General features: G+C 70.6%; 13 protein-coding genes and 3 pseudogenes. 4 read left to right on the top strand and 12 right to left on the bottom strand.

What is annotated here, in order from left to right:
• Window positions 1-320: 320 nt before the first annotated feature.
• The 9 genes and pseudogenes from Phou_RS43345 to Phou_RS43305 all read right to left on the bottom strand — a co-directional run bounded on the left by Phou_RS43345 (window position 321) and on the right by Phou_RS43305 (window position 11,724).
• Window positions 321-1,358, bottom strand: coding sequence for a M23 family metallopeptidase (locus Phou_RS43345; protein WP_173069609.1), 1,038 nt, complete (start codon window positions 1,356-1,358; stop codon window positions 321-323).
• Window positions 1,346-2,177 (bottom strand): annotated as a pseudogene (locus Phou_RS43340) (replication-relaxation family protein). The gene Phou_RS43345 and the pseudogene Phou_RS43340 overlap by 13 nt, the downstream one beginning before the upstream one ends.
• Window positions 2,178-2,355: 178 nt before the next feature.
• Window positions 2,356-3,846 carry a type IV secretory system conjugative DNA transfer family protein gene (locus tag Phou_RS43335; protein ID WP_246274503.1) on the bottom strand — a complete coding sequence of 497 codons (1,491 nt, stop codon included), beginning with the start codon at window positions 3,844-3,846 and terminating at the stop codon, window positions 2,356-2,358.
• The gene (locus tag Phou_RS43330; RefSeq protein WP_173069607.1) at window positions 3,843-5,150 is read right to left on the bottom strand and encodes a hypothetical protein; all 1,308 of its coding nucleotides are present in this window, start codon (window positions 5,148-5,150) and stop codon (window positions 3,843-3,845) included. Before Phou_RS43330 ends, Phou_RS43335 begins: the two co-directional genes overlap by 4 nt.
• Before the next feature lie 146 nt (window positions 5,151-5,296).
• Window positions 5,297-7,057, bottom strand: coding sequence for a VirB4 family type IV secretion system protein (locus Phou_RS43325; protein WP_173071388.1), 1,761 nt, complete (start codon window positions 7,055-7,057; stop codon window positions 5,297-5,299).
• 53 nt (window positions 7,058-7,110) lie between these two features.
• The gene (locus Phou_RS43320) at window positions 7,111-8,037 is read right to left on the bottom strand and encodes a PrgI family protein (protein WP_173069605.1); all 927 of its coding nucleotides are present in this window, start codon (window positions 8,035-8,037) and stop codon (window positions 7,111-7,113) included.
• Window positions 8,034-10,118: a TrbL/VirB6 family protein gene (locus Phou_RS43315; RefSeq protein ID WP_178135015.1), complete on the bottom strand. Its 2,085-nt coding sequence runs from the start codon at window positions 10,116-10,118 to the stop codon at window positions 8,034-8,036. Before Phou_RS43315 ends, Phou_RS43320 begins: the two co-directional genes overlap by 4 nt.
• Window positions 10,118-10,546, bottom strand: coding sequence for a pilin (locus Phou_RS43310; RefSeq protein ID WP_246274501.1), 429 nt, complete (start codon window positions 10,544-10,546; stop codon window positions 10,118-10,120). Before Phou_RS43310 ends, Phou_RS43315 begins: the two co-directional genes overlap by 1 nt.
• A gap of 320 nt (window positions 10,547-10,866) precedes the next feature.
• A complete protein-coding gene (locus tag Phou_RS43305) occupies window positions 10,867-11,724 on the bottom strand; it encodes a hypothetical protein (RefSeq protein WP_246274499.1) in 858 nt (285 codons plus the stop codon).
• Between the two features lie 546 nt (window positions 11,725-12,270).
• On the opposite strand from Phou_RS43305, the pseudogene Phou_RS55920 reads away from it, so the two are divergent.
• The 4 genes and pseudogenes from Phou_RS55920 (at window position 12,271) to Phou_RS43285 (ending at window position 15,902) form a co-directional block, all read left to right on the top strand.
• Window positions 12,271-13,016: pseudogene (locus Phou_RS55920) on the top strand (hypothetical protein).
• A gap of 76 nt (window positions 13,017-13,092) precedes the next feature.
• Window positions 13,093-14,037 (top strand): TRM11 family SAM-dependent methyltransferase, encoded by a 945-nt coding sequence (locus Phou_RS43295; protein WP_173071380.1) that lies wholly within the window; start codon window positions 13,093-13,095, stop codon window positions 14,035-14,037.
• Window positions 14,037-14,249, top strand: a complete 213-nt coding sequence (locus Phou_RS43290; protein ID WP_173069603.1) for a helix-turn-helix transcriptional regulator — start codon at window positions 14,037-14,039, stop codon at window positions 14,247-14,249. The genes Phou_RS43295 and Phou_RS43290 overlap by 1 nt, the downstream gene beginning before the upstream one ends.
• Before the next feature lie 178 nt (window positions 14,250-14,427).
• Window positions 14,428-15,902, top strand: a pseudogene (locus Phou_RS43285) (tyrosine-type recombinase/integrase).
• Window positions 15,903-16,291: 389 nt separating this feature from the next.
• On the opposite strand, the gene Phou_RS43280 reads toward Phou_RS43285, so the two are convergent.
• From Phou_RS43280 to Phou_RS43270, 3 genes are all read right to left on the bottom strand, one after another.
• Complete coding sequence (locus Phou_RS43280; protein ID WP_173069601.1) at window positions 16,292-17,260, bottom strand: hypothetical protein; 969 nt, start codon at window positions 17,258-17,260, stop codon at window positions 16,292-16,294.
• Between the two features lie 37 nt (window positions 17,261-17,297).
• Window positions 17,298-18,158: a hypothetical protein gene (locus tag Phou_RS43275; protein ID WP_173069599.1), complete on the bottom strand. Its 861-nt coding sequence runs from the start codon at window positions 18,156-18,158 to the stop codon at window positions 17,298-17,300.
• Window positions 18,159-18,500: 342 nt separating this feature from the next.
• Entirely contained in the window at window positions 18,501-21,089 is a 2,589-nt protein-coding gene (locus Phou_RS43270) for a hypothetical protein (protein WP_173069597.1), read from the bottom strand.
• Window positions 21,090-21,294 lie beyond the last annotated feature (205 nt).

The following is a 21,294-nucleotide window of genomic DNA, read 5'->3' as shown; positions in this document are numbered from 1 at the left end:
TAGTTGTCAACCCCGATGCGCAAGACTCTTTCCAATGTTTCCGACGCCCCCTGGTTTCGTCTCCATTCCTTTCGGCGGAAAGTCGCACCAGAACGCCATTTGACGGCCCTGTATTCATCGCTGCCGGCCGTTGCGTTGCCTCTGGTAGGGCTGCATAGGCTCGGCTGTTGCGGGACCGTGGGGCCGGTTGCGCGGTGACCGATTCCGGGGCCGGTGGAACGCGCGCCGCGCGTCCGACCGGTGGCCGGTCGGACGCGCGGCATGGTGACGGTTCGGGTTATGCCGCTATCTGTGATTGTGTGAAGAATCACTTCACCGCTTTACGGCGGGGCGCCTTTGGATTGCATGAATGGAACGGGGTTTATCGCATTGTTCTCGGTGGCCGGATAGCCTTCATGAATCTCGTAGTGCAAATGTGGTCCGGACGAATTCCCGGAGCTTCCGACGTTGCCGATCGGCTGTCCCGCCATCACGGTCTGACCGACTCTCACGGCCGGTTGCCGGACCATGTGGCAATACCGGGATGTGATGTCCCCGGCGTGCCGGATGTCGGTGTACCAGCCACACCCGCCCGTGGTCGGGCTTCCATCCACGTCGCACGGCATCGGCCCGCCGGTTGGTTCCCACGAGTTGTCGCCGATGTTGCACCGCACCCGCACGACCACCCCGCCGGACGCGGCCCGGATCACGGTCCCCTTCGGGGCCATGATGTCCACGCCGTCATGTTCCGGCCGGTCGGCGGTACGGAACCCCGAGCTGACCGTGCCCGCCACGGGGCGGGTCCACCCCGAGGCGCTGACGGCCGAATCGTCACACCCGGGCAGAGTGCCGCCGGTGTACGCGGCGACGATCGCGGTAGCCCGCGCCTCGTGTTTTTGGTACGCGTCCGGGTATGCCGAGCGTTGCACCGCTTGTGCCGCTTCCGTGAGCGGTAGCCGTTCCCACCCGGGCACGATGAGAAGGCGCTCGTAGAACTTGGTGGCGGCGTAGGCCGGATTCATGATCTGTTCCGGGGTGCCCCACCCTTGCGACGGGCGCTGTTGGAACAGCCCCAACGAGTCCCGGTCCCCACCCCGAATGTTGACGAGCCCGGATTCCTGGAGCGCGGTGGCGACGGCGATCACCCACCCGCGCACCGGTACCCGCATCCGCTGACCGGTGGCCACGATCACCGAGGCGTTACGGGCCTGCTCGCCGGATAGCCCGGCCGGGGTGGCACCCGGCGCGGTCACGGCACCGAGACAACCGGCGCCGCCGCCGCCGCCGAACACTGACGAGACGACTCCGGCGGCGGTACCGGCGAGCAGCACCAGCGCCATAGCCGCGCCGACCGCGACCCATAGCGCTACCCGTCCCACGGCGCGCCACCATCGGTGACCGGGGCGCCGAGGTCGGCAAGGCTAACCCGCCCGGACCGGCCGACGACCCGCCAGACCGGACCCGCCGGACCGCCCGCATCCGTGGCGTGGTCGGCGGCGGCGGTCGCCACGCTCAGCCCTTCCGGCATCCCGCCCGGGACAGGTGCGCGTGCAGGTTCGCTTCCCGTGTGGTGCTGGTGAGCCAGAACAGCACCGGGTAGGCGCGGCGCGGCGGTAGTGCGGCGTAGCCGCCGAGTTTGCCCGCGACCCGCCGCAAGGGTTCGGTGCCGAGGTCGACCTCGACCCAGAACGGCGTCACCCGCCCGGATTGCGACCACACGCCGTGCCCGTCCGGGCGGACGAGTTTGCCGGTCGCCTCACGGCATCGGGCTTCGTTCCACCACCGCGCCAGCCGGGCGCCGGGCGTGGTGCGGGCGTGCCCGGTCAGCGCGACGAAGAACCCGTTCACCGTGAGCAGGTGTCCCAGTGTGCCGGACATGGCCAGGCGCATCGTGGCGTCCCGCACGGCCGCCGGGCGCGGCATGGCCTCACCGCGTCCGGCCGCGACGAGGGCCGCGCCGACCGGGCCGAGGGTCCACCGCCAGGCTTGCGACCCGGGGCGCTGGTAGTGCCGGAACCGGTCGAGGATGTCCCGGGCGTACAGGGTGGACAGCCGGTTGCGGGTACGGCCCAGGGAGGAGAAGGCCAGGGCGTGGAGCTGGTCGGTGGTGAAGGTCTGGTGCTGGTCGAGTAGCTCGAGCAGGAGCCGGTCCCGGGGGTGAGCCGGGCCAGTTCGCCAGCTACGACGGACGCCGTCAGGCGTGGGCTGGTTGTGCCAGCAGGTTGACTACCAGTAGGAGTGATATCTCTTATCAGTCGGTTCCGGTCCACCAGTCCTCCTCATCCGGGTCGACGTGCGCGTATGCCGTGTTCATGGGGGCGTTCTGACCCGCGTGTTCGTGGCCCTGAGCTACCTCGCGAGCCGCCTCGTGAGTGGTCACTTGAGGGGCACTGGTGAACGCTCGGGTTGAGCACCCTTGGGTGGGAAGTTGTGCGGCTCGACCGCGGGCTGCGTCAGCTCGTCGCCGGACAGGGCCTCGTCGTCGGTGACCACACCGGTGGCGGTCTCGCCGAGCAGCCGCCGCCGGTCGGGAAGTGGCAGGCCGGTGTGCTCCTGGGCCGCCTGCCGTAGCACCGCGACGCGACCGGGCTCGGCCGGCGGTGGGGGTTCGGTGTCGGCGGTGACTGGCGGCACGACGCGGCCACCGGCGACTGGGCGCAGGACGACCTCGTAGCCGCCGAGCCGGATCAGGTCCCCGTCGTCCAGGTAGGGCCGCAGGTGGCGGGCCTGGTCTATGGCGTCGCGCGGGGCGAGGGCGAAGTAGACCTTGTTGCGGGCGTTGGCGTCGATCGCCTCGGCCATGTCCCCGGACAGCTGCCCGAGGTACTGGTGCGCGAGCACGAACGAGGTGTGCAGGCCGCGGGCCTCGGCAAGGGCGTCATCAATCCCGATCGGCAGGTGCAGGAAGTTGTGGCATTCGTCCAGTACGACCATGGCGTCGGGGCGGTCGTCTTCGGGGATGCGGGCGCGGGCGGTGGTGGCTTGCCACAGCCCCGCGAGCAGCAGCGACCCGACCAGGCGGGTGCCGTCTTCGCCGATGACGCCTTTGGGCAGCCGGCAGAGCAGGACGCCGCCGTCGAGGATGTCCGCGAAGGAGAACGTGGTCGCCGGCACCCCGAACAGGCTGTTGGCCATCGGATGGGCCAACACCAGCCGCAGCCTCGACAGCAGGGGTGCGACCAGGCCGGAGCGTTGCGCGGCGGGCAGCTCGTTGAACCCTTCCCAGAACTCGCCGAGGGTGTTGCCCTCCCACGCGTTCAGCGCACTGGTGACGACGTTGACGCGGGCGGTCCGCCATGCCGCGTCGGACAGCAGCCGGGGTAGTTGGGCGAGGGTGGCGCCTTCGAGGTGGGCGAGGGTGAGTAGGCCGTGGTAGCAGATGTCGGCGGTGCGGTGTCCCCACCAGCGGTGCCACACCTTCGCCATGACGGCGGTGAGGTTGGCGGCCACGTCGTGCGGGGTGCCGCCGTGCACGGCGGGGTCGAGCAGGTTGATCGCCGGCGGCGCCTTGCGCTCGTCCGGATCGATGAGCACCAGCCGGTCGCCACACGACTTCGGCAGCCGGGCGAGCAGATCGCGGATCAGGTCACCCTTGGCGGGGTCGAACGCGGCCACTCCACGGCCGGCGTCGACATCGTCGAGGACCATCCGCATGAGCAGGGTGGTCTTGCCGGTTCCGGTCGGGCCGAGGACGTGCAGGTGGTAGCGGCAGTCTGCGAGGGAGATCCCGACCCGCACCTGCGGGCCGGCGTTGGCGACGCCGATCACCTTGCCGCCCAGGCCATATCGCTCATCGAGCGGCACCAGATTCAACCTGCCCGCCGGGCGGGAGCCGGCCCGAGCAGCCTTGTGGTTGATGTCGTTCATGGGGTGCTCCGCGCGATCGGTGCCCCACCGCGCCCTATGTGGCCGTCCACTTCGGACGGAGCTGACGTTCGACGGCGGCTGTCGACCTTCCCGCCGGAGGCGCGGAAGGTGTCGCGGGTGGGAACGCGGCGGCGAGAGGCTGCCCCGGGTAGGCCGTAGGCGGCCGGTTCGGCGGGGAGCCCGGCCAGGGCGGCGGCTTCGGTGACGCAGGCGAGACTCATCCGTTTCGCGGGTACCCACCGTTCGGCTGCTGTGACCGCGCCGCGGCGCATGCGGCGGCGGGTGAAGTGTGGTGACAGCAGCCCGAACCCGGAGGTGATGTCGGCGGCTGCCGCTCGTGCGGCGGCTTTCGTCGGGCCGGTGGCGATGGCGTGGACAGCGACGAGTAGGTGCGGCGCGTCGGCGAACTTTGCCCGCGCCTGCCGGGCCAACTCGGCGGTGTACGGGTCGGTCGTCGTTCCGGACGGGGACTTAGGTGTGGCCGGCCCAGGCGTGATGAGATCCAAGACGGTCAGAGTCCCGACGCGCAGTGCCCGCGCGAGCAGGCCGGCGGCGCGAGCTGCGGCGCCTCGGGGACGGTGGCGGGCGCGGTCGGGGTTGGTCATCGCGTGGCGCAGCACCCGTATCCGGTGGGCTGGTGCTCGGCTGATGTGGACCTGTAGCAGCCCGCCGCCGGTCCGGCCGGCCGAGGCCAGGCCGTCGTACACCGCACGGAGCCGGTCATCCTCCGGCGCCCCGGCATCGATGCCTCGCCGCACGGGCGGGGCGGCATCCCCCACGAGGGGCAGCCATTGCGGTTGCGTCGGCACCAGCCGCAGCGCCACCACCTGCTTGCCGGTCGGCGTGCGGGGCGGGGCGGTCTGCTCGGCGCGCACGCCGGGCCAGCCGCGTTGCAGCAGCCGCACCACAGCGGTCGGGTTGATCCCGGGCGGCAGCCACAGCCCAGCGCGCATCCCGTCCGGGTCGGCGACGACCTCCCACACCAGGCGGGCCGGACGCCAACTCCACCGGCCCGGCGCCGGTAGCGCCGTGGCGAGCAGCCGCCACAGGCCGACAGTCGCGGCCGGGGTCGCGGTCACCGGCGGGGTAATCTGAAGCCACCGCGCCCGCGCGGCGTGAACACGCCACACCCGCCGCCGCCAGACGGCCCAGCCCAGCCGCACGCCGAGCAGCGCCGCGACCGCGAGGAGCAGCAGCGGCCACCGATCCCAGACCGCGTGCCACACCCCGGCGACGTCATCGCCCCAGGTGCCGCACAGCACCTCACCCACGACCGAGTCCGGCACCCCGCCCTGGCCCGGCACACACCCGCCAACGATCGGGTCCGGCGGCGACGCGGACGCAGCTGGCGTGGGCGCAGGCGGACTCACCGACGGCGGGCCGGAATAGAACAGCATTGGTGACAGAGCAGGCAGCATCGAAGGCTCCAGTCAGCAAGGGGTTGGTGGAGTCAGCGGCGGCGGCCCGCGCCAACACGCGGACCGGCGGCTGGGCCAGTCGCAGGGCCTGTGACGATGAGTTCGTGCTCGACGTCGGACGCCTGGGCGTGAAAGGCCACCCGCGCCGGCCCCGCACTGAGCAGCGCGTCTCCGCGTTGGCAGGACAGCAGGAACGCCCGCTCGCCGTCGGTGAGCCCGAACGCCTCGGCCACCGCATCGATGGCCTGGGGCGCCTGGCGTAGCAGTACCTGGGTGGCCGCGTTGGACACCACGGCCCGGCCCACCTTGGTCGACAGCACATCCGCCGCGTCCTGGGTCACCACGGTCAGCCCGACGCCGTACTTGCGGGCGGACTTGGCCAGAGTCTCCAGAAACACCCCGCCCCGGCCGGAGGACAGCAGCTTCCACGCCTCGTCCACCAACACCATCCGCAACACCTGCGGCCGGTTGCCGGCGGCGGTGGCGCCGCGCACGGTGCGCCAGATGGTGTCGAGGGTGAGTAGGGTGCCGACCGGGTGGAGCTGCTCGGCCAGGTCCTTGAGCGCGTACACCACCAGATGCCCAGCCGGGACTGTGGTGGTGGGGCCGTCGAACAGGCCCTTCATGCTGCCCGCCACGTACGGGTGCAGGCGGGCGGCGACCCGCCGGCCGGCGTCATCGAGGTTCTCCAGCTCGGCCATCACATCGGCGAGTAGTGGTGCGGGCCGCCGCCAGGTGCGCGGGTCGGAGTCGATGCCTTTGGCCCGGTAGGCGGCCTGTACCGCGATGTCCAGGGAGCGGGCCTCGTCGCCGGGCAGTGGTGCGCTGGCGGTGGTGTCACCGGTGCCCATCACCGCCAGGAGGGTGTGCATGAACCGGATCCGGTCGTAGAAGGCGTCGTCGTCGCCGGCTGGCAGGTCGAGCGGGTTGATCCGCACTCCCGGCTTGCCGGGCCGGATCACGGTGCCGCCGACCGCGTCGGCCAGGCGCAGGTACTCGTCTTCCGGATCGATGACGAACGCCTCCACCCCGAGGCACAGGTTGCGCAGCAGATCCAGCTTCGCCAGGTAGGACTTGCCTTCACCGGAGCGGGCAAGGATGACGGCGTTGAAGTTGGACTGCGCCCACCGGTCCCACACCACGACGCCGGCCGAGTACAGGTTCAGCCCGAACAGCACGCCCATGCCGGTGTCCCCAGCGGTGTCGGGCAGATCCGGCGAGGTGAACGGAAAGGCTGCGGCGAGGGCGTCGGTGTCGAAGACCCGCTTCATCCCCAACCCGTCGAACGCCAGGGGCAGGCCGGTGATCCAGCCTTGAAGCTGCCGCCACGTGACCGGTGCGGTGTTCAGCAGCAACGACGCCGCCAGCGACCTGACCTCGGCCACCCGGTCCGCCAGGTCCTGCGGACTGGATCCGCGGACGGTGAGGTACATGCCGAGTCGGAACAACCGCGCCTCGCCCCGGGCGACCCGCATCGCTAGCTCGGCGGCGTCGGCTGCCGCGGTGTCCAGCTCCGGGTCATCCAGGCGGCCTTTCGCCGCTTCTTGCCGGCGGCTGGACTCGAACCGGCCGCGCTGCTTGCGCAACCGGTCGGAGGCCACCGCCGGCGCGATCGGCTCGATGTGGAAGGTCACGTCGACCAGGCCGGGATAGGCCAGGATTGGCTCGGCCCAGCCGGGGCCGACCTCGGCCGGGTAGCCGGTCACCGCGAGGGTGGTGGTGTAGCCGTCACCGACGCGGACGAACCGGCCATCGACCTGCACCGCGTCCGGCGAGCCGGGCAGGAATCCCATACCCCGCCCGTCGTGGTCGCGGTTGGCGCGGCGGAACACGCGAGAGAAGAGGTTCACCACGAGCCGTCACTCCCGTCCGCGAAGCGGGATCCCGCGGCGGAGCCGCTCGGGTCGAGGCTGGCCGCGAGCCGCACCGCCGTGTCCGGGCCATCCAAGACGCGGGCCGGGACCTCACATCCGACCAGGGCGCGCACCGCTTCAGTGGCGGCGTGCGCGGTGTGGTGCGGGCCGCGTCGGCTGCGCACGGCGACGGTGACTTGCCGGTGCAGCAGCTCCCGCTGCGTCGCAAGGTCGTCGAGGAAGGCGGCGTGCGCGCGGGCGGCCTGCTCCAACGCCAGGTGTGGCAAGCCTGGCGCGGCGGCCAGATAGCGGTCGGCGAGATAGGTCAGGTCGACCCGCTGCGCCCGCACCACGATCTGCGCCGGCCCATCGAGGCTGTGCAGCCAGCGGGCGAACCCGGCGACCAGGCCGTTCTGCTCAGTTGCTGTCCGCAGCCCGAACGCCACCGTCGATGCGGCCACCAAGCCGGTCGTGCCGTCGCCGCCAAGGTCGATCAACCCGCCTTCGGTGATGCCCTTCGCCGGCAGGCGCAAAGGTGCGGGCAGCGGCAGCCGGTCACCCGCACCGGCCGTCGTGTTCACCCACGGTGGGGCCGGTGTGATCGGACCCTCGACCGGCACGAGCCGGCGCGGGCTGCGCCGGTGCCGCAACCCGGCCAGGACCCAGGCGTCGAGGCTGATCCCGTCCCGGCGGCCGACCGCGAGCCCGAACGCCGATGCGGCGATCGGCATCGTGAAGGCGCCGAACACCAACGGGTGCACGATTGTCGCCGCGGCCGTCCACGCCGAGTACAGCAGCAGACCCGTCACGGCCAGGATGACCAACTGCCGGCCGGTCAGGCCGAACGCCAGGCGATCCGGGCGTTCAAGGTCTCCGGGTACCCGCGCCCGCAGCGGCGCCTCATCGGTACGGCGGTTCATCGCTGCTCACCTCGATCTTGGGGACGGCGCCACGACGGCGGGGACGGAGGGGACGGCGCGGGACGAGCCGCGCGGAAGACCGGGGACAGACCTGACGCCGGGGACGATCTTGGGGACGGGGTGGCCGGTGGCCGTCCCGTCGGGGACGGCGGTGGGGACGGCGCCGCCCGCCGCGCCGGTGGAGTCGGCCAGGGGATGCCGGCGCTCGGGGTGCGCGTCCCGGCGGTGCCGGCCGCGCCAGCCACAGGGGCGGCCCTTCGGGCGGCGGTGGGCCGGCTGGCCGGAGACGCCCCGCCACGCGGCCGACCTGCCTGGGTGCCGGCTGCGGAGGAGAACACGGGTGTGACCAGGGCCGGCGGCCGGCGCGGCGCGCTCTGCGGCGCTGGCGCAGCCGAGAACGTCACCCCGGGGCCCGGGCCACCCCCGGCGCGTCTCGGCGTGGCTGAGGCCGCGTCGCTGAACGCCACCCGCGCCGCCCGTGTGCCCGGCGCCGGGCTAGGCGCCTCGGCCGGAGACGGGCGGGAGAACTGCACGCCGGGGACGGCCACGGACGGGGACGACCCCGCCGGAGACGGGGACGGGGACGGCGCATGGCTGAACACCGGAGCGGCGTTCGTCCCGGCCCGGGACGACAGCGGCGTGTGAGAGGCAGGGGCGTGGCTGAACGCCGCCGGTCCCGCCGGGGACGGGGACGGCCGGGACGGACCCGGGCGAGGGCGGGGCCGGGGACCGCCGGTCGGGGACGGGCGGCCACCGCCGGGGCGAGGCGTCGTCCCCGGCCGTCCCCCGGCCGTCCCCGCCGCTCGAGCGGCCGTGGTCGCGCCGCGCGCCAGACCGGCCGCCGCACCGAGGGTCTTGACCATCACGTACATGTGCAGCAGCTGGCTGAGCAGGCCGCGGCTGCTGCCGAGCGGGCCGAGCACCATGTGGCGCGTCCAGCCGGGGATCTTGATCAGCAGCCACAGCATGGCCGCGACCACGAGGATGCTGATCAGCCGGCTCGGCGTCGGTATCCCGATCAGCAAGCCCGGTCCGGTGACGGTGTCGCCGGCCGGGACCAAGAACACACGGACCGTGGCGAGTAGGACGATGCCTTGGCCGATCTGGATGCCCAGACAGGCGCCGACCGCCCGCCACCAGGTCAAGGCCAGTTGCTCGGTCAGGGGCGAGGCATGGCACAGCAGTGCCAGAGGGGCGATGCCGACCAGAATCGCCAGGCATGCGACACGCAGCACGAACGTGAACACGACCGCGACGGCCATGACCAGCACGCCGAGAATCAGCAGGGTGAGTAGGAAGCTGTTTCCGGAACTTGCCTCGCCGAGCGCTTGGGCGATCGCGTCGGCGGCTGTCTTGCCGTTGACGCCTTGGCCGGCGATCGCGGCCGTGACGGCGTTGGTTGCCTCGATGCCCTTGTCGAGGATGACCAGGTTGGTGTTGATCAGCACACCGGCGACAGCCAGTCGAGGCAGAATCTCCTTGAGCCCGTGCCGGGTCTGAAGGGTTTCGCGGCTGGCGAGCAGGAACGCCCCGGCCAGCATGAACAACACCAGCAGCGCGTTGGCCACCACGAAGCTGGTCGTCCACAGTGTGCGGACCCGCTCGTCGTCGGTCAGATCCGGCGTGCTGAGGACTGTTTCGCCGAGTGCGGACAGCACCGGGTTCAGTGCGCTTTCGACCGCCCAGGCGAAGAACTCGTCGATGGCCTTGCGGACCTGGCCGGGGATGTCGAACAGGCCCGGGTCGCCGTACTCCTCGTTGGACGGCGGGCTCCAGCCCGTCGGTGTCGGGCCGGGCGCCGGGGCGGGCGTCTGCGATGGGGACGGGGACGGCTGGTTAGTGGGCGGCGGTCCGATCGGGGACGGGGCCGGGTTCGGGGACGGGCCGCCTGGTGGGGTGGGGTTCGGGGACGGCCGCACCCCTGGGTCCGGGGCACCGCTTCCGGGCGCCGGAGATGGCGTGGGCTCGGCCAGCACCGGACCCGTCACGACCGCGGCGAACCCGGCGAGCACGACGCCCAGCAGGGCGAGCGTGAGCAGCCGGACCGTCCGGTGCGACAAGACGAGGCGAGGCTGGTTCATCACAGCCACCCGCCGATGATCGTCACCAGCAGCGGCGCCAGGATCGCACCGGCATAGCCGATCGCGGCCGACCGGAACCCGATCTTGGCCTTGGCCACCTCGTCGGCCTCACCGCTGGTGTACCGGAAGAACGCGACGACCAGGCAGAACGTGGCGTAGGCGGCAAGGATGCCCAGCAGCCACAGCCGAACGTTGTCGATGACCTGGTCGAGCGAGGTCACCGTCGGCTCGGTCGGCGGATCCGCCGGCTCGGCGGCATACGCCGTGCCCGGCCACGCCAGCAGGACGGCGGGAAGGACGGCGGCCAGGAGCAGGATCGGAATCAGGCGTACGGCCCGATCCAGCAGTCCCAAACACGGGGGCAGCCGGTGGGGCTGTCCCCGCGTGGATTCGCGCCGGCAGCGGCGCGAGAAAACCTTGCGGGTCATGGAAGGAGCACCTCCGGTGCGCGCCACAGACCGCCCTACGCAGGGCAGGGCCGGTTGCTGGGTGCGCGTGTGGTGTGGCGAAGGCAGAACCGGGACGTGAGCGCTTCGTGGTGACCTGGTGCCGACCGGCGCAGCCCGTCCTCCTCACCAGAAAAGGGGCGGTGGGCCGGGACCGTGCGGGATGTCAGCGCCGTCAGCGGGTCCGGTCGGTTGGTCACCAGCGCGGGGAGTTGTCCCGCACTAAGGGATTACAAATGCGCGGGCCGAATTGGAAAACCGCAGCTCAGAGGCCATGTCTTTGACCGTGTCTTCGGCGGTGTTCACGGGCGTTTGCGGGTAGTGGGCACGTCCAGCACGAGCGTCATGGTCGCTTCGTTGATCACGTCGGCGTACGGGTCGGACAACTCGCCGGCCTCGATCGCGGCCTTCAGCCGCGCCACGGCGGCGGTGCGGCGCTTGTAGAGGTTCCACCGCGGCTTAGCGAGCCGTTCGGCATATGCGGTCAGGGAAACCTCTTCCAGGTACGTCACCGCGATCAGCTCCGCGTCCTCGGCGGTGAGGATCCCGGCCGTGACGGCGCGGGCCAGTACCAGGTCCGGGTGGCCATACGGGGCCGGCGGCAGCACCGAGCCGGGGGCGAAGTTCGGCGTGCCGGAGCTGGCCGGTTCCTGCTCGCGCAGCTCGCTGCGCGCCTTGGAGAACGCCGTCGTCAGCAGGTTGCCGACCACGCCCGGCTTTGCCAGGTCGACCCGGTTCAACGCCCGCAGGAAATGCTCCACGATGGCCGCCTGCACATCCGCGGTCGGGAACAGCTTGGCCAGCAGGTACGCCTTGAACCGCAGCCCTGGCATGGCGACCCCGACCGCACCGGCCCGCCAGGCCGGGTCACCGGTGCGGGCACGCTCAACCAGCAACCGCCACACGGCGTCGCGGGCGGCGTAGCCGCAGGCCGGGTGCATCAGGATCGCCGACAACTCCGGCAGCGCGATCCGGCGGCGGGGCAGGCCGTGGCCGAGGGCGCGGCCGTCCACGGACAGCGGCTTCGGCCCCTGCCCGGCCAGCCGGAACCGGTACTCGATGTCGCCCAGCAGCGTCTCCCTCCCGGCCGCAGCGACCCCACCAACAGGCTCAACAGCAGGTTCGGCAGCGGGCGGGTGCAGGTCGGTGTGGTGGTCCATGGTGATCCCCTCGTGATGGCATCTGCCGTTCCGGCGAAGCGCCGGTTCGGCGGTGTGCCACCACGCCACCACTGGCCTTGAACAGAACTTGAACACCGTGATCTTGTTCAACCCTCGACACCGCGCGATTACCCCGAACACCGCACATCAGCGTCGATGCGTCAGACCGTCCGGCGAGGCGACCGAGGTCACCGGCCACACCGCCGCTGAGCAGCGTGTTCAAGGGGCCGCCGTCGATCGTTCCCGGGTACCGAGCACCGAGACTTCGGCACCTTGAACACACGCCGGCTCGAAAGTCCACCTACGGAATTCCTGCCCGCCCGGCGCGATCTTGTTCAACCGCACGACGGCCGATATCGATCTTGTTCAAGGCTTGTGGATCTTGTTCAACCTGCCAACGATCTTGTTCAACCCAGACTGTGATCTTGTTCAAGGGGTCGCCGGCGAGGCGGAACGAGGCGGCGGGGCGGCCGGTTTCCAATTCGGGGGGCCGAATTTGTAATCCCTTAGTGTCAGCGCTTGTCGGCGGACGTGGCCCACACGCCCATGCCGAACAACCCCTTCACCAACCGCGCCGCCCCGCCGGTCACCCGGTCGGAGCCGGTGCCGGTTGGCCTTTTCCTGGCCGCCAGGTCCGGCCCGCGCCGCGCCGGGTTCGCCCGGCCGGGCGTGCCGGACTGGCACGGCCTGTCCCCGGTGGACCTGGCCTACCTGATCCGCCGCTACACCCGCGTCGGCTCCGTGGTGCTCGACCTCGATGGGCACCCCACCGTCGCGGCGGCGGCCCGCTACCTTCGCCGCGCCCCGGCCAAGCTCGTCACCCGTCGCGGGGTCACCCGGCTCCAGGTGGTACCCCGCCGGCTCGCGTAGACCGGCCGCGTCGGGTGGTGTCCGGTTCCGGGCGAGGCGCCGACCTGATCATGCTCACGCTGCCCCGGGCCGGAGCGAACAGCCTCGACCCGCACGGCCTCACCCACGCCATGACCGGATGGCGGCGACTGCTGCGCCCCGGCGGGCACCTGCTCGCGGCGCTGACCGCCCAAGGCCCCGAACCTGGCACGGTCGGTCACCGCTCCACGGTCATCGCCGCCGCCCGCGCCGCCGGACTGCTCTACCACCAGCACATCCCGCTCCTGCTTGTCCCGCTGCCCGAGCGCGACCCGCGCACCGACCCGAACCCGGCCGCCGAGCCGGACCGGCGGCTGCGCCACGGTCGGCACCTGCCGGCGTTTCGCGACCTGCTCGCGTTCGCCGGCACCACCAGCACCACCGAGGAGGCCACCCGTGGCTGACACGCCCACCCTGCCCGACCCGTCCGCGACCGGCCCGCGCCGTGGTGACCTCAACGGCGCCGGGGAGGCCGCCGGTATCGAACCCGGCCTCGACCTGGCGCCGCTGTTCGCGGACGGCTCGCCCGGCTCGGTGTGGCTGACCGGGCAGACCGCCTCGCGGGACCTGCGACGCGGCCGGTACACGCCGGAGTCGATGCAGCACCCGGGCAAGATGCTGCCCACCATCGCCCGCTACGCCATCCGCACCTACACCGCCCCGGGCGAGCTGGTGCTGGACCCGATGGCCGGCATCGGCACCACCATCGTGGAGGCCATGCGGCTGGGCCGGCACGGCATCGGCGTAGAGTACGAACCCCGCTGGGCCAACCTGGCGGCCGACAACATCCGACTCGCACAATCCGACGGCGCGACCGGCACCGGCCAGATCTACACCGGCGACTCCCGCACCCTGCCGGCCCTCCTACCGTCCAACGTGCACGGCCAGGTCGCACTCATCGTCACCTCACCGCCGTACGGACCATCCACCCACGGCCACGTCCGCACCCCCGGCCCCCGGCGCGGCAAGGTCCGCAAGCTGCACCACAAGTACGGCCGGGCCGACAACCTCGCCTACCGCAGCCACGCCGAACTCGCCGACGGGTTCACCGAGATCCTCGCCGGCTGCCTCCCCCTGCTCCGGCCGGGCGGGCACGTGGTGATCACCGCCCGCCCGTACCGCCGGCACGGCGAGCTGATCGACATCCCCGGCATGGTCGTCGCGGCCGGTGTTGCCGCCGGCCTGGAGCTGGTCGAGGAATGCATCGCGCTCATCTGCGGCGTCCGCGACGATGTGATCATCCCCCGGGCGTCGTTCTTCCAGCAGAAGAACGTCCGCGACGCCATCGCCGCCGGTGACCCGCAATGGCTCGTGCAGCACGAAGACGTGCTGGTCCTGAAGCTCGGACTAAAGCCCGACAGCCGGAACACAAGCGATGTCGGACTCGCCGCGCGCAGCCGTAGCGACAGTCGCGGAGGTCGGTGATGGCCGCGGCGCGGGCGTGGTCTGTCGAGCAGGTCCGCGCGCTCGGCGTCACCACCGATGTGGTCACCGCCGGCTCCGTGCTCGGCTTCGGACGCACCACCGCCTACCGGCTCGCCCGTGACGGCCAGTTCCCCGTCCCGGTCCGCAAGGTCGGCGGCCGGTACCTCGTCGCGGTCGCGCACCTGTTGCAGGCCGTCGGCATCGACACCTGAGCCGCGCGTACGGCCGGCCGATTCCCAATGCGCACGCCTCAACGGGCGCCGGCGACAGGCTTGACCGCCCGTGCGGCCCCGACATGGATACGACGTCGACCACCGCGACCAGCGGACTGGCTGATTCCGGCGGGTCCGCTGGTCGCCCCGACACCCCCTGGGAAGGGATCAACCACTGATGAACGGAACCACGTACAAGCGCTGCGGCTGCCGGGACGCGGCCGGTAAGCGGCTGGGACAGCGGTGCCCGAAACTGCGCCGAGGCGGCGGCTGGAACCCCAACCACGGCGTGTGGCAGTACCAGATCGACCTCCCACCCGCCGCTGACGGACGCCGCCGCCCGCTGCGACGCGGCACCTACGCGAGCCAGACCGAGGCCGGAGCCATCCTCGGCAAGATCCGGGAAGCCCTCGCCGTCGCCAAGGCCGGTGAGCCGACCGACCTGACCAAGGTCGGCGACCTGATCGAGCTGGCCCTCAAGCGCAAACGGCCGCTGCCCACCCCGGCCGAGGTGCGCCGGCTGTTGCACCTCGGGGACACCGTCGAGATCCCTACCGTGGAAACCTGGCTGACGACGTGGCTGGCCGGGCGCAAAAAGCTGCGGGTCGGTACCCGCCGCTCCTACACCGGCCACATCACCAACCACCTCATCCCGCACCTCGGCAGCATGCGGCTGGATAAGCTGCGGGTCAGTCACCTCGACGCCCTGTTCGACGCGATCGAGGAACGCAACGAGCAGATAGCGGCCATGCGGGCTAACCGGGACCCTGCCAGCCGGGACAAGGTCAAGGGCATGCGTGTCGTCGGCCCGGCCACCATGCACCGCATCCGGGCCACCCTGCGCGCCGCGCTCAACGCCGCCATCCGGCAAGGCTTCATCGACATCAACCCCGCCGCTCACGTGGAGCTGCCGGCGGCCAGCCGGCCCAAGCCGCTGGTGTGGACCGACGAACGCGTCGAGGCGTGGAAGACCACCGGTGCGCTTCCTGGACCGGTCATGGTGTGGACACCGGCGCAGACCGGGGCGTTCCTCGACCACGCCCACGACGCCGACGACCCGCTCTACCCGCTGTACCATCTCATCGCCTACCGCGGCCTGCGCCGAGGCGAAGCCTGCGGCCTGCACTGGGCCGACGTCGACCTACCCGGCAAACAGATCACCATCCGCTGGCAGATCACCAACACGGCTGGGCCACCAGCCTCGAACCACCCAAAACCGACGACAGCGAAGCCGTCGTCGCCCTCGACACCGACACCGTCACCGCGCTAACCGCACACCGCGCCCGGCAACGCCACCAACGCCTCGCCGCCGGACCAAAATGGGTGCAGACCGGGCTGGTGTTCACCACCCCCACCGGCGAGGCCCTGCACCCGGCCGACGTCACCGACCACTTCCAGCACCTCGCCCGACAGGCTGGGCTGCCGCCCGTGCGGCTGCACGACTTGCGGCACGGGGCGGCGACCCTCGCCCTCGCCGCCGGGGTCGACATGAAGGTCGTCCAGGCGATGCTGCGGCACTCGTCCATCACCGTCACCGCCGACACCTACACCAGTGTGCTACCCGACCTCGCCCGCAACGCCGCCGAACAGACAGCAGCCATCGTGCCCCGCCGCGCCACCATCATCCCGATCAACAAACGAGCCGCCGGATAACCACGACCCTACCGGCACCATCGCGGGGCGGGGAACGCCACAACGTTCACCGCCCCCGCCCCGCATCAGACACCCTTCACGCTGACCCCGATCCTGTCGCCACGCAGGCCGCTTGGCTTCTCCGGCACCTGGTACACAGGGTCGGACCAGGGCCACTCGTGGTCGACGATCCTTGGGCGACCCCAGACCACGCTCATGTTCAACGCACTCGTCGGCCCGTGCGTCCGGCGCGGTCACCCTGATCGAAATAGCGTGACCGTCTCACCCGCCGACCAGGCGAATCCTTGTGCGTTCGGCGTTTTCTGCTGGCCGCCTGTGGCAAACCTGATCGGGCGCGAGGGCCGCCGGTGAGAGGCTGACCTCTCCGGGGATGTACGCGTATGCGGTGCTCAGGCGCCTCCGGTGAGCCGAAAGGCGCTAAGGGGCACGCCGTTCGGGGTGCCTCGGCGGTAAAGCATGAGTTGCTTGAGTGCGTCGTCGCCGGCACGGTATCGTCGCCGCATCCGGTCGAGGCTCAAATCTTGGTCCTGACCGCGGTACCGGGCGTGGGCCTCGGCGGTGCGTAGCGCAGCGGCGAGCGCCGGGATGACGGAGCCGCCAACGTCGACCGGATCCGCAGACCAGTGCGCCTGCCGCCCGGTGATGTCGGCGCTGTCGGACAGCCGCCATGGCATGGCATGGGTGACGCCGGACAACATTGGGTACACCGCGTAGAGGTCGGTGAATGCGCCGCGGACCAGATCGCTGGCCTTGACGGAGATGGGCTGTTCCGGTCCTCCCGGTTCGACGATCACGCCCTTGGGCTTGCCGTCTCGGCCTTTGACGATCTGTATCTTCGCCCGGTCGAGGAGGTCGAGCAGCCGCTGGTGCTGGGCGGCGAACGCCGGGCCGGGTGCCTTCATCGGTCCGATGTTGGGCACCTGGGCTGCGGCGCGGCGAGCCGCGTCCGAGTCGGTGATGAGCAGCGCCACGCCGCGGGCGAACCGCACTGCGCTTGGAACCGTGGCATCCGTCAGATGCATGATCGTGGCGGCAGACTCGACGGCGGCGCGGGCGACGGTTGCATGCGTGTAGATCGGCACATCGTCCGGGTCCGCGAGCAGCACGCTCAGCGCTCTAAGATGATCGCCGACAGCTACCGCCATGTGTAGCGCGTTGATTGCCGCGCGGCTCCACAGATCTTGCCGGTCAGTGCTGCGGGTCCAGGACAGCATCCGCGCGTGGTCGCGGCTGGCGGGCGTACCGGGGGCGGCGACGGTTTCTTGTGTGCGTTCCAGAGTTTCGCGGAGGTCGTCTGCCTGTTCGCGGCAGAGCTGCTGCATGCGGCGCACTGCAGCGGTCGGCGGGTCAGTCGTCATCGGTGTTCCTCGCTGGTGGTGCTTGCCTGGTTCGGGGCTAGGGCTGGGACATGATCGTGAACACGTGAGGGAACACCGTGTTGACGATGTGCCGATGCCATGAGGTCATCAACTTCACCACGTCGGTGGTAGCACCTGAGCCGTCGTTGAAGCTGGGATCGTCCCGTACGACGAGGTTGAACTCGTGGCTGACCTTGTCGCCCATGCCTTCGTCATGTCCGTGGATGTAGAACAGGATCGAGCCGTCCGCCACGGTGCCGTCGCCGGGCAACATCTTGCGGTTGGACGGGCCGTCACTGCTCCAGTAGATGAGGTCCGGCCACCATGCAACGATCGCGAGTCGCCGATGTTTGTCGATGTTCCAGAGGCGATCGAGCCGGTACAGCGGACGCCACCGGGCGCGGTCCTCGTACGAGCTGTCTAGCGGGACGCCGCTCTGGATGACGATCTCGTCATGAGCGAACGGCTGGACCTGTCGGAACGCGCGGCGGGCGCGATCGTCGTAGAGGGCGGCCCGTCGACCGGTGAAGAACGCGTCGAACTTGTCCGGCGTGGCCTTGATGGGAAATGTCGACGCCTCCTCTTGCTCGCGCGTCAGAGTTCCACCGTGGCCCCGCTTAGCGACCTCGAAGGCGACGCTTTCCAGGGCAGCCCGGAGGTTGCTGAGGATGTCGCCAACCGTGGTACTGACGGCGACGGGCACGTGCTGGTCGAACCGCAGCCGATACGCGAGCCGGTCGGTCTCGTCGGTCGGCTCGGGCGTGAGCGAGTAGGGGTTGGCGGACCGGAAGGCGTCGACTTGGCGGCGCAACGACTCGACATGCATGCCGGCGCGGTGTGCCTTCGCCCACCATGACGAGGTCGGGTCGCTCCAGTGCGGGTCGATATTCACCATCACCTGGTCATGATGGCACCGCATGCTTCGCCGGGGCCTGCGACTTTCGGTACGTCCGCTCGCTTGTGCGACGTGCAGCCGACGGCACACGAACCGTAATGGCCGTGCCGAGAGCTGCATTGAGGGCGCGATGGGATCGCCCAGTAGCCTGACAGCGGTGGAGGCAGCGAGCAGTGCGGCGTAACCTGGCCCGCCTGTGCGGCGATTTCGCCACGGGCCGAGTAACGCGCTGACCTCACCGGCAGGAGCCTCATCCCGTCCACGCTGGCCCATGGAGCACCGTCCCGCACATCGAGGCCAGGCCCAGCTACGGCACGGTGTCCTCGCCGGATCCGGCGGCGAATGCTACCCCGTTGAGGGGGTGGTGGTGAGGCGTGACAAAACCTGGGCGGGAAGTACGCGGTACTTGCCAAGTATGTTGCGAACGAGTCGCTGGAGATCATCGGCGCGCTGGCCTGGTGCTTGGCCGAGCAGCTCTTCCCAAGCGGCGGCGATGTCGGCGGCGATGGCCTGCAGGTTTGCGGGCTCCGCGAGGTGCACGTGGTGCTCGGCGCCGTCCACGGCTTCCGGGTCCACAGCGCCGCGCGGGGTGACGATGATCGAGGCGCTGTCGCCTGGAGGTGCGGCGTGGCCGCGGTCGGCGGCGAGTTGTCGGAGCTGGGTGTTTGCCTGCCGTACGTCGCGCAGCGCGACAGCCTTGGTGGCGTCCTGGCCGCTCTTGGCTTCGATGGTCAGCCAGATGCGTTCGTCCCAGCACCACGCTGAGTCGCAGCGGCCCTGGCCAGGTGGCTTGTAGGCTTCGGCGCCGAGCAGGCCGCCGAGGCTGGACAGCGCTGGTTCAAACTTGACTGCCTCGGTCGCGGTCAAGCCCTCGTTGATCGAGGCCAGCAGCGCGTCGTGGCTGGCGCGCTTGACGCCCTTGGCCAGCCGCTCGGCGACCTTCCGCACGGCCGGGGTGTCGTCGGCGCTGACGTGGACAACCTGGTTGTCCGCGGGCTCGACCTCGCGCAGCCATGTGGTGCCGCGCGAGGCGGTAGCGGCCCGGGTAACGAGGGCCTCGGCGGCGGAACGCGCGGTCGGGTTGCCGGCGTCTGCGGCGGCGTGGAACCATGCCGCCGCGAGGTACAGCCAGAGAGCCCGGTAATGCCTTACCTCATCGTGGCCGCTGAGTGCGTTGGCGGCCTTCTCGGCATGCATCGCAGCGTCCGACCACGAGCTGCGCCACGCCAGCCGGCATGCCTCGATCTCGTGCGGCACGGAAGCGGCGAGATGTTCGGTACCGGCCAGCGGTGAGGTGGTTGCGGTGCGCCGTAGCCGCGCGATCTCGGGCTCGGCGTTGTCACGCCAGTCGTCACCTTGCGCTAAGAAGGTGCCCACATTAGCGAGGACCTCCGCCGCCGGAACGCGGGAGTTCTCCCGGCCGAAGGCGATCTCGGCTTGTAGATCGGCGCTGAGCGCGGTACGTACGCCGGTCTCCGACAGGTACCGGGTCAAGGTGTCGCCGAGGATCACCACAACGGCGTGGTCGGCCGGTCCCCGCGTGCAGCGGCCTGCACCCTGAACCACTCGGGTGCGGATGCGCTCCTCCAGGGCGATCCGCGCCCGAAGCTGATCAGCGAGGTACCGCTCCTGAAGGTGGGCGGCGTCTGGCTTGCCATCGAGGACCACCAGCCGGCAGGTCGCGTCGGGCAGGTCCATGCCGTCATAGCGGGCCAATGGGAGTAGCGCGTGGTCGGCCTTGCTGAACGGGTCGAGGCTTGTCGCCACGGCGTCCTTGTCCAGGACCGGCCACTTGGCCGGGTTGAGCGTGTTCGCGGTTTCGACGGCCTTGTCCACTGTGGGTGCCAGCACAAGCGCCTTGCCCGCTGCTTGGACGACGGCGCGGGCGAGATCAGCGCCGTTGTCGGTGCCGTCGGTGGTGAGGCCGGCGAGGACGAAGAAGCGGCGGCCGTTGCGGGGAGTGCCGGCTTCGGGTGGCAGGGCAAGCCGGGTGATCGGTGCCCGTCCGAACGCCCGCTCCAACTCACCACCCCGGCCGAGGGTGGCCGACAGATACACCCGTTGCCGGGCGGCGCTGAATGGATCGTTCTCGAATGTCGGCGGTACGAAGGGCCTAACCAGCACACCGCCCCACGACACGTACACCAGGCATGACGCGAGCCCCGCGCGGATCATGGTGAAGCGCCACGCCAGGTTGCCCGTAGCTGCGGACAGCGCCTTGTCCACCTCAGCGACCAGGCCGCGTCGCACCGGTACCACCAGCCGCACGTCGGGCCGGGTACGGGGATCGGGGTCATCCTCGGTCAGCCGCTGGTAGAACATGCCGTCGAGTGCCGGGCGCATGGCGTCGACTACGGCGACGTACATCTCCGGGTTCCGGAACCGGGAGATCTCCACGCTCCACGCCTCGGCCACGAACTGTTCCCCGGCATGGGCGTCGTCGAAGAACAGGCTGCCGGGCCGTCCGAGTTTCGGCGCTGCGTTGAATACGGTGCTGTACGTGGTGATGGCGACGGCCTCAGCCCCGTCGTAGCGGGTCACTTCGGCCAGCGGCCACGAATTGTGGCCGCCGACAAGCGTGACCGCCGGGATACCCTCCCGCTGTGCGACCCGGGCCGCCTGGTGAGCCAGTTGCACTGTCGGGCACGCGTAGGCGACCTGCTCGACCAGCTTGCGTCGCCGCCAGTCGGCGATGAGCAGACCCGGTACGGTCTTGCCCGTTCCGGTAGGTAACTCGATGGCCAGGTCCGGCGTGTCCACGTGCGCGTCGGCGTACTCGCTCAACACGCCGGTCTGGTGACCCCACAGGTTCGGAACCGCATCGCCCATTCGCGGAAGATCCGCGAACAGCGCCAGCGGCGAATCCGGTACTTCACCGGCGTCATGCGTCCTCTTAAACGCCACGAGACCCCCAACATGATCACAACGCGGCATCACGCGATCCCGAAAGGTGAGGCCCTGACCGTATAGGGATCTTCAGGCGTGTTCAACCACTAAACGAACCGGTCCTCGGTATCACCGAGGACCTGTCTCAACATGAGGTCTGGTGGAGCGAGTAGACCGCCTCGACCATCAGTCGTCGATCGACCACGCTACGCTTTAGTTCTGTGAACGTGCCAGGCGGGGCCGATTCAGATGG

It is taken from the genome of Phytohabitans houttuyneae, from assembly GCF_011764425.1.
Classification (GTDB): domain Bacteria; phylum Actinomycetota; class Actinomycetes; order Mycobacteriales; family Micromonosporaceae; genus Phytohabitans; species Phytohabitans houttuyneae.
Note: the sequence above shows the minus strand (reverse complement) of the source record. Positions and strands in the feature narration are given on the sequence as shown.